Source organism: Rothia sp. 88186D007BW (genome assembly GCF_053544215.1).
Genome location: NZ_JBPPTR010000021.1, coordinates 1 through 4,589, shown reverse-complemented (window position 1 = coordinate 4,589; position 4,589 = coordinate 1). Strand labels below are relative to the sequence as shown.

Annotated in this window: 6 protein-coding genes; 4 read left to right on the top strand and 2 right to left on the bottom strand. The window is 53.0% G+C overall.

Going from position 1 to position 4,589, the window contains the following annotated elements; translation table 11 throughout:
* Positions 1-65 precede the first annotated feature (65 nt).
* Together ACEE09_RS09240 and ACEE09_RS09235 are read right to left on the bottom strand one after the other, a co-directional pair.
* A complete protein-coding gene (locus tag ACEE09_RS09240) occupies positions 66-998 on the bottom strand; it encodes a hypothetical protein (RefSeq protein ID WP_449084079.1) in 933 nt (310 codons plus the stop codon).
* Between the two features lie 600 nt (positions 999-1,598).
* On the bottom strand, positions 1,599-2,099 hold the full coding sequence (locus ACEE09_RS09235; protein ID WP_449084077.1) for a hypothetical protein: 501 nt from the start codon (positions 2,097-2,099) through the stop codon (positions 1,599-1,601).
* Positions 2,100-2,269: 170 nt separating this feature from the next.
* Here ACEE09_RS09235 and ACEE09_RS09230 point away from each other — a divergent pair, with 170 nt between their 5' ends.
* The 4 genes from ACEE09_RS09230 (at position 2,270) to ACEE09_RS09215 (ending at position 4,438) form a co-directional block, all read left to right on the top strand.
* The gene (locus ACEE09_RS09230) at positions 2,270-3,151 is read left to right on the top strand and encodes a replication initiation protein (protein WP_449084075.1); all 882 of its coding nucleotides are present in this window, start codon (positions 2,270-2,272) and stop codon (positions 3,149-3,151) included.
* On the top strand, positions 3,141-3,413 hold the full coding sequence (locus ACEE09_RS09225; protein ID WP_449084073.1) for a helix-turn-helix domain-containing protein: 273 nt from the start codon (positions 3,141-3,143) through the stop codon (positions 3,411-3,413). The genes ACEE09_RS09230 and ACEE09_RS09225 overlap by 11 nt, the downstream gene beginning before the upstream one ends.
* Before the next feature lie 336 nt (positions 3,414-3,749).
* Complete coding sequence (locus tag ACEE09_RS09220; RefSeq protein ID WP_449084071.1) at positions 3,750-4,112, top strand: DUF6355 family natural product biosynthesis protein; 363 nt, start codon at positions 3,750-3,752, stop codon at positions 4,110-4,112.
* A 2-nt stretch (positions 4,113-4,114) separates the two neighbouring features.
* Positions 4,115-4,438 (top strand): DUF6355 family natural product biosynthesis protein, encoded by a 324-nt coding sequence (locus ACEE09_RS09215; protein WP_449084069.1) that lies wholly within the window; start codon positions 4,115-4,117, stop codon positions 4,436-4,438.
* The last annotated feature ends 151 nt before the right edge of the window (positions 4,439-4,589 follow it).

Genomic DNA, 4,589 nt, shown 5'->3' with positions numbered 1-4,589 from the left:
CCCCACAGGCAACCAAGCCACCCGCCGAGCCCTGACGGAGCACCACCCAACCCAACCACCACCAACTACACACCCCTAAAAAACGAAGAACCACCACCCAACACCTCAGCCCTCACCCGCGCAACCTCCTCAACACACCTAGCCCGCTCCATCTTGGCCACCTGCTCCCACTCAGCAGCCCTCACCTGCCACTGACCCACCAAAGCCTCCAACTCAGCCACCCGCTCAGGCAAACCACGCGCACCACGAGCAACCTCCAAACTCCGCCCCCGCGCGTGCACATACTGCTCCTCCAACCGCGCTGCCACAGCATAAGAACGCTCTAACTGTCTCTTCTGCTGCTGAACCTGCTCTTCTAACTCAGCAACCCTCTTCCGCAACCCTTCGACTTCACCAGCGATCTCCTTGCGCGCCTTACGCACCTGCCGACCCACAGCCACCATCTGCTCATACTCGGTGTACTCCCGATTCGCCTGCACCCATGCAGCAATCTGCTCAAAAGAACCCAAAACCTGCGATAGATGCACAAAATCCTGCGGTGACATCTCCGTTTCTATCGGTACGCTGGCGCTCTCCCCATTGACCGGCCCGTACTCGGCTTGGGCAAGCTGAACCAGCACCCGCCCCAGTATGTGGGCTATCTCAGCCCGTTCGGTACGGGGAATTTTGCGGTCATTGAGGCAAAACCCTAATTCCTTCAACAGGTGAGGAATTACGCGTGCAGGGTCAGAGCGCAGATAGTCCTTCATCTGCTCTTTGTTGGGTTTGATGTAGCGGATAACGGGGGCAGGTTCGGGGGTAATTTCTACTGGGCTTGCGTGTATCAGCCGTACTGGGGTGTTGGTGTCTTGGGCATATTTGCGGTGGGCGGCTGCGTATTTGCGGCAGGTATCGGTGCAGTAAATCGGTGGGCGGCCGGGGCCTTTTTCGTAGTAGAAAACGGTGTGGCAGTAGGGGCAAGTGCGGGTTTCTTCAGCGGGGCTGTGAGGTGGTGTCATGGGGGCTATTTTATTTCGTCATGTCGATATTGACGATAGGCGAAAACGAGATAGTACTTCCTGAGTCACTGGGTGCAAGAGGTGTGACGGTTCATCGGCGCTTTGCGCCGGGGTCGTCCGCGCACATTGTGTGCGCGCGGTTTTACACATGAGACCAGCGGGCCGTGTACAAAATCAGGCAGAAGGGTGCGAGGAACGAGTACAGAAGGGCCTGAGATTTTTGTGCGGGGGTTCTGGGTCGATTGAGGTGAAACCGGCAGGGTTGGGCGTGCGTTTTTGTCACGGGCAGGGAGGGTCAAACGAAGTTTGGCATACGTGCCTGACTGTCTGACTCGTTATCTGCAACCGGGACTGTTGCCCTGGGCATGCAGTTCAATGCCAGACGTGTGTTGCATTTTTCTGCGTATGCCCTGGTTCTTGCTGTTGCTCTGGGGTAGCTCTTGATGCGTTGGTATTGGCTTATGATGTGGCGCTTGCCCTCGGTGATGTTTCCTCTGGGTTTAGCTCATGTTTGGTATCTGCTGTGATCCTGGCTTTTCTGCTCTTGCTGAGGCTCTTTAGCCTGTGGGTTTGGGTATAGCTTGTGGTGACTCTGAGCTGCTATTGCTCAGCTAGTTTTTCCTGCCAGATTGCTTCTGCAATACGAGGGCGCCGGTGCTTCTCCCACCAAGGCTCAACACCTTCGGCTGCTTCCTCAACATCAAAACCGTACTCTTCGAAAGTACTTTCCAGGTCTCCTACCAAGGCCTGGGCCAAGTTGTCAGAAGAGCGGTCAATGCGTTCACCCCAGGTAATGAGCATCGTGGCAAGCTGGCCAACTAGTTCAGCTTCAGCTGCGCTTGAATCGGGCATATGAGCTGCACCTTCGGCTACTTCTTGCAAACGGCGTTCGATAGTAGCAGGGCCATGCTGGGCAAGCATCTCCTGCCACTGAGGTTGCTCCATAACCACCAGGAGCGCACGGGTAGCCAGGCGCAGGTAGTTACCGCGGCTTCGGTTTGTTGTAGCTTCCAAGGCATCTAGGCGGGCAATGGTGGCTGGGTCTAGGCGGGCTGAGACAACTTGACCAGAGGGGTGACGGGGTTGTTTGGAAGTTGGCATGGCAGGTTCCTCGTACTCGGGTAAACAATGTTTACGAGTACACAGGGTAGCACCAAGAGGGCCGCTTTCGCACCGAGGGAGGGTAACTACCTGATTAAGTTCAAAAGCTAGTTGGGACACACCGGGGTAAATCCAACCTGGGACACCCCCACCATGCTCTACTAGAAACCATGACCTTCGAGAACGTCTTCACAGACCACTGGCTACCCGCCAAACCCCTGTGCGCCAACCGCAAAAACGGTTCCTACAAGCGCCAAACCCGCGCCCGCGCCCTCGAACACGCCTACATCGAAACCAACCCACTCGCCATGCAGTCCCTCATCGTCACCGACCACGACGGAGCAGACGCCGACTACATCGCAGACCTAGCAGGCCTCCCACAACCCTCCTGGGTAGCCATGAACCCCCACACCCGTAGCGGGCACATCGTCTACGCCCTCAAAGCCCCTGTTTGCCTGACTGATGCAGGGCACCGCGCCCCAGTGAATCTGCTGGCACGCGTTGAGCAAGGACTGACAGACGTTCTCGGCGGGGATATCGGCTACGGCGGGAGAATCACCAAAAACCCCACCCACACCGCCCACATGCCCCTCTGGGGCGCCTCAGAAGCCCTCTACGGGCTCAAAGACCTTGCTAAGGCCCTAGGAGACGTAGGAGCCCTCCCAGCGCCTCACAGGAACGCTCAGACGGTTCTGGACTCCACGGTGGGCAGGAATGTCGCCTTGTTCAACCTCACCCGCCAGTGGGCCTACAGGGCGCGTTTACGCTACACGGACTTCACCGAGTGGTCAGAGACGGTGTACGCCTTTGCTTCGATGAAGAATGCTTCGGTGATTGCTGATGAGTTTTCTCGTGGCCCAATGAGTGAGGGTGAGGTTGCTCAGATTGCTAAGTCGATTGCTTCGTGGGTGTGGGTAAAGATTACCCCTGAGCAGACGGAGGCTAACCGCAAACGATGGGGCTCTTCACTAGGTAGTAAATCTGGGGAAAAGCGCCGACAAAAAATGAATTCCCTCATCGAAGACTTACGAAAGGCTGACAATGGTCGCTGAGAACCCGGTGCGTCGTAAAAAAACAGCCCGAGAGTTAGCCGAACAATTAGGTATTAGCCAAAGCACTGTTAGGCGTTTAATGGCTGAGCCACGGGCTGACTACCTGGCCCGCGCGAATACCAAGCGTGAGCAAGTTGCAGAACTTCGTGCACAAGGGTTATCTGTTAGAGCTATTGCCAACAAGTTAGAGATTTCTAAGAGCACTGTTGGGCGTTATGTTCAAGAATATGAAAATAAATTAGCTATAGAGGCTTATTCATAGGGGAATCCCCCCCATCCGCTTATGAATAAGCCTCGTGACAGAGTGTTTCAATTCAACTTCAAGGATGGGAAGTAAAAAATAATTATTTCCTACGTGACGCATTCCAAATTATAATCGCTGTTGTTACTGCAAGCATAACAGGTAAGGCTATGACAGCAAACTCCTGACTAACAAATTCATTCTCAACCCCCCAAAAAATAAAATAAGTTGATACTGCTAAAACCACTAGAAGTAGAGTTACTCGTTTATTTCTACTCATTACGATATTCTCCTAAGTAAGCTTGCAAATCATATTAGATCCGGCTATTCTGTATGGTAGCGAAGAAAGGACTAACAATGCTATCAAAGAAGAAGCTAGGAATTATCGGTGCATCCTTTGCACTAGTTGCTGGATCTTTTTCCGCTATGACTCCCGCCAACGCTGCCGTGTGCGGATACTACCATGCATGGGAAGACTTCGAGGGAATAATCGAATTCAAGGTAGCCGTGAAGGGCATTAGCTTCGATGTAAGGCCTTTCGACGGAGAACGTCGAGTTGGCATGTACAATCACTGCACCGACGATGGAAATAACGTCAAACTTAAGCTAAGTACCGCAGATGGAGATAAAGAGGCCTGCGTTCAGCCGGGAGTGACCCGCCTAGGGTATGTTGACCGCGATGCTAAAGTTACAGACGCTTATGCGATTGGTAGTTGTTAAAGATGAATAAAAAGAAAATACTAGCTACCTCTTTTATTGTTTTCACTATGGGATTCGGAGCTATCACTCCCTCCTATGCTGAAGAAATTCAACGTCCATGTGGTTTCTCACCTGTGGGAACATCAAATATTGGTGGGGGAGAAAATGATGGGCATTATGAAAAAGCAATCTACAACCACTGCACAGACGACGGGAACAACGTCAAGATACAAATTGATTACACATATGCAAACGACACATTTTGCGTAACCCCAGGAGAAACAGAATTTAGAGCTAACCCAGACCTAGGTGCTATTAAAAATATATTTTCGATAGGATCCTGCTGACTACTCTGAGGAACCCAGAACTTAAAGTTCTGGGTTCCTCATTTCTATCGTCAGGGTGCTAGGCGGCAACACCCCCCCACAGGCAACCAAGCCACCCGCCGAGCCCTGACGGAGCACCACCCAACCCAACCACCACCAACTACACACCCCT